This window comes from Pedobacter sp. 01T416_2 (assembly GCF_056398925.1).
In genome coordinates, this window is record NZ_JBFTQI010000603.1 from 1 (window position 1) to 3,747 (window position 3,747).

The 3,747-nt window shown below is 38.6% G+C and carries 4 protein-coding genes; all 4 read right to left on the reverse strand.

Annotated elements, in window-relative coordinates; genetic code table 11:
• Nucleotides 1-492 (reverse strand): L-histidine N(alpha)-methyltransferase (locus AC1DPQ_RS21055; RefSeq protein WP_477610767.1); only part of this gene is annotated, 492 nt, incomplete at its 3' end.
• Between the two features lie 7 nt (nt 493-499).
• Complete coding sequence (gene egtB / locus AC1DPQ_RS21060; protein ID WP_477579992.1) at nt 500-1,651, reverse strand: ergothioneine biosynthesis protein EgtB; 1,152 nt, start codon at nt 1,649-1,651, stop codon at nt 500-502.
• The gene (locus tag AC1DPQ_RS21065) at nt 1,651-3,222 is read right to left on the reverse strand and encodes an ABC transporter permease/substrate-binding protein (protein ID WP_477579994.1); all 1,572 of its coding nucleotides are present in this window, start codon (nt 3,220-3,222) and stop codon (nt 1,651-1,653) included. The genes egtB and AC1DPQ_RS21065 overlap by 1 nt, the downstream gene beginning before the upstream one ends.
• The coding region (locus tag AC1DPQ_RS21070; protein ID WP_477610768.1) for an ATP-binding cassette domain-containing protein at nt 3,215-3,747 on the reverse strand (533 nt) is incomplete at its 5' end. The genes AC1DPQ_RS21070 and AC1DPQ_RS21065, both read right to left, overlap by 8 nt.

The window sequence follows — 3,747 nt, forward strand, 5'->3', positions numbered from 1 at the left end:
CATAAAAAGCACAACCTTTCTGCGGCTGGATAATTCTGTGGCCTTTTTAAGCATATTAAAATAATCACCATTTAAACCCTTCATATCCAATCCAGGAAGTTTTTTAGGCAAACTTTCTTCCAGATCTGAAATTACATGTGCGGAAATGTCAATCGGAAAATAACTAAATTTCAACTGACTATCCAACAATGATTTTAGCAGGTGAATGGATTTTGTTGCATCGCCAGCACCCAGTTCGATTAAATCAAAAGTGCTTCCATCAGCCGATATCGCCTGAGAAATCTGGTTGGCTTGGTATTGCAGGATTTCCATTTCTGCATTGGTTAAATAATATTCCTCCATTTCCATAATCTGCTGAAAAATACGGTCTCCGGTAGCATCGTAAAAATACTTAGAGCGCATAAATTTTGGCTCGGAGTGTAAGCCTGCCAAGGTTTCTTGAAGGAACTGTGTTTTGTTGTCTGTCGCTGTTTCGATAGTGGTGGTGGTCATATCTATACTATTTTACTAATCGGATGCCTGTATATTGCCACCTTAAATGTGGGTGGAAGAAATTTCTATAAGTAATACGCGAGTGATTTTCGGGCGTGGCAATTGATGCACCGCGAAGCACTTTCTGGTTAACCATAAACTTTCCATTGTACTCGCCAATGGCACCCGGTGCTTTACTAAAACCAGGATATGGCAAATAGGCACTTTCGGTCCACTCCCATCGTTCGCCCCAGTTAAAGTGTTTGGCTGCTATCTCCCATTCAAATTCAGTGGGTAAACGCATGCCTTTCCAGCTTGCAAAAGCATAAGCTTCATAATAACTGATGTGGCTTAACGGTGCGGTTAAATCAATAGCTAAAAGGCCAGCTAAAGTATAATTAAACCATTTTCCGCCTATTAAATGCCAATACATTGGTGCATTAATGTTATTGTTTTTCACCCAATCCCATCCTTCAGCATGCCAGAAATTGAAATTTTCATAACCGCCTGCACTAATGAATTCAATAAATTCTGCATTACTCACCAATGTTTTACTGATTGAAAAATCGTGCAGGTAAACCTTATGCCTGTTTAATTCATTATCAAAGCTGAAATCCTTTCCATCATAACCGATCTCATAAACACCTTCAGAAATTTGGATAAAGCCAGGCTCTATTTTACTTATGGTTAAAACTTCTTTTTGGTTCTTTGAATAAGTTGGAAAAAGTGGGTTGTTTCCTAAAATATATTTAATATCGGTAAGTAAAAGTTCCTGGTGCTGCTGCTCATGGTTAAAACCCAAAATCAACAATTCTTCTACTTCATCTTTTAGTGTCGTGGCCAGGAATTTCACCATGGCTTCATCTACATAAGCCCTGTACTGGTAAATCTCATTTACGCTCGGTCTACTTAAATTACCACGATCTGTCCGGATTACGCGGTTACCAACGGTTTCATAATAACTATTAAAAACGAAATTATACTCATCGTTATACACCTGATAATTAACAGAAAACGGCTTTAATATAAAGGTTTCGTAGAACCAGGTGGTATGTCCCAAATGCCACTTCGGTGGACTTACATCCACGATAGGCTGTACTACATAATCTTCTGTTTGCAATGGTTCGCAAATTTGTTCGGAGTATTTCCTGATCTGCAAGTATTCTTCTACCAGTGTCATTAATTTTTATCTAGATAGTTTTTAAGATCTGTGATGGTATTAACATTCAGATCTTTTGATTGTTTTTGCCGCATCATCAAAGCATAAGAATTATTAAAACCTATAGGTTTAAGCCATTTGATATTAAACTTTTTCTCAAATTCGTTGTAGACATAATCATAAGTTTTATCTTTATCGTGCGCCATTTCCTTAGCAATTTTTGGATCCGGTTGCAACAAAACCAATAAACCTGTTCCGGTATATTCGGGATAAAAATCGATCTGATCATTCATCAGTGCATCAAAACAGATTTTTGTTCCACCAAGTCCTGTTTTGGTAGATACCTCATAATCTGTATTTCCTTTAATCAACATGCTGTACATTTCGGCCAGAATATATTGCTCACCAAAAATCTTTGAGCCTATCCTCACTACACCATTATGTCCGTTTTTTGGTGCTTTATACAAACCAGTACTGATGAGGAAATCCTTTGCAACACGTTCCGGTGTTTGGTGGAGGTAATCTGTTCTGTAATTAAGATCGGTCATTACTGAATCAGTTATTTTGCCTGCTAACAGATTTAATGTTTCTTCCAGCTTTGGAAATTGTTTAAAAGCTTCATTCCGAACTATTGGTGCAGCGTAGTAAGGCGGAAAAATGACTTTATCGTCTTTTAAAATTTTCAGATCGAAAGCTTTCAAACGGCCATCAGTAGAATAACCGCTAATCACATCCAATTCTTTTGAAAAAGCGGCCTTGTACATTACCGCATCACTGATTACAATGGTATGGATTTTTAAGCCATAGATAGATTTCAATCCAAGATCGCCGTCTTGCCTGCCCATAAATTCAGGAGTAAATCCGGCGGTTAAGGTAGAACCATAAGCCGATGGAAGTGCATAAAAACCACCTAAAATTAAAATCACAATAGGCAAAATGTACAATGCTTTTCTCAGCTTTTTAAAATCCATTTTCTGTACCAGGGAAAGTAAAGCATCGAGAATAATGGCCAATAGCGCAGCAGGAATAGCCCCAGCTAAGATCATGTTGGTGTTGTTGAGCGAAATGCCCCCAAAAATAAATTCCCCTAATCCACCCGCAGCAATAAAAGAGGCCAATGTGGCTACGCCTACATTGATGACTGTTGCAGTACGGATACCCGCCAATATAACGGGCATAGCCAATGGCAACTCAACCTTTAGCAAAATCTGACTTTTGCTCATGCCCATTGCCCTGGCCGCTTCTTTAACATGCTGATCAATGCCAATAATTCCTGTATAGGTATTGCGGATAATCGGTAACAAGGCATAAATGAGCAGCGCAACAATTGCAGGTTTTGCACCAATCCCTAAAACGGGAATCATAAAACCCAATAAGGCAATACTCGGAACCGTTTGCAATACGCCGGCAATCCCTAAAACCGTTCCAGAAAGTTTTCTTTTTCTGGCAATCAATATGCCTAATGGTAAGCCAATGGCAATGGCAAAAAGTAAGGAAATAAAGGTTAAACCAACATGTTGCAGGGTTTGAGCAAACAATTTATCAGATTGCTCATGCATAAACTGCCATAAAGTTTGCTGATGCTCATTCATGTACCTGCGCGTTTTGAAATTGGTTAAATCCTTTGGTTAACTGTTCGAAATTAATGGCTTTGCTTTCTTTATTGGCACCAGAAACAAGAAGTTCACTCCGATCAGAACTCCGCAACAACTCCATCGCATCCCATATATTCATATCAGTAGAAAGGCTTTTCCCATCTTGTAGTGTCCCTTTAGGTAAATAAGGCCAAATATCCTGTATTTTAACTACTTTAAATTCGAGGGCTAACCTTTGTCCGGCTAAAAATTTCCTTGCAAAATCATTTACCGGTTGATAAAGTAATTCTTTGGGTGTTCCGATCTGGATGATTTTCCCCTTATCCATTAAACAAATGCGATCTGCCAATTCAAAAGCTTCCTGAACATCATGCGTAACCATTACAATGGTTTTCCTTTTTAGTTCTTCTAATCCCTTAAATTCTTTTTGGATACTGGTTCGGGTAACGTTGTCTAAAGCGCCAAAAGGTTCGTCCATTAACAATACAGAAGGGTCTGTAACCAAAGCACGGGCAAGGCCTA

Excerpts from the sequence above, each read along its gene's own strand:
- egtB (WP_477579992.1), bottom strand. The coding sequence starts at position 1,651 with ATGACACTGGTAGAAGAATACTTGCAGATCAGGAAATACTCCGAACAA.
- AC1DPQ_RS21065 (WP_477579994.1), bottom strand. The coding sequence starts at position 3,222 with ATGAATGAGCATCAGCAAACTTTATGGCAGTTTATGCATGAGCAATCT.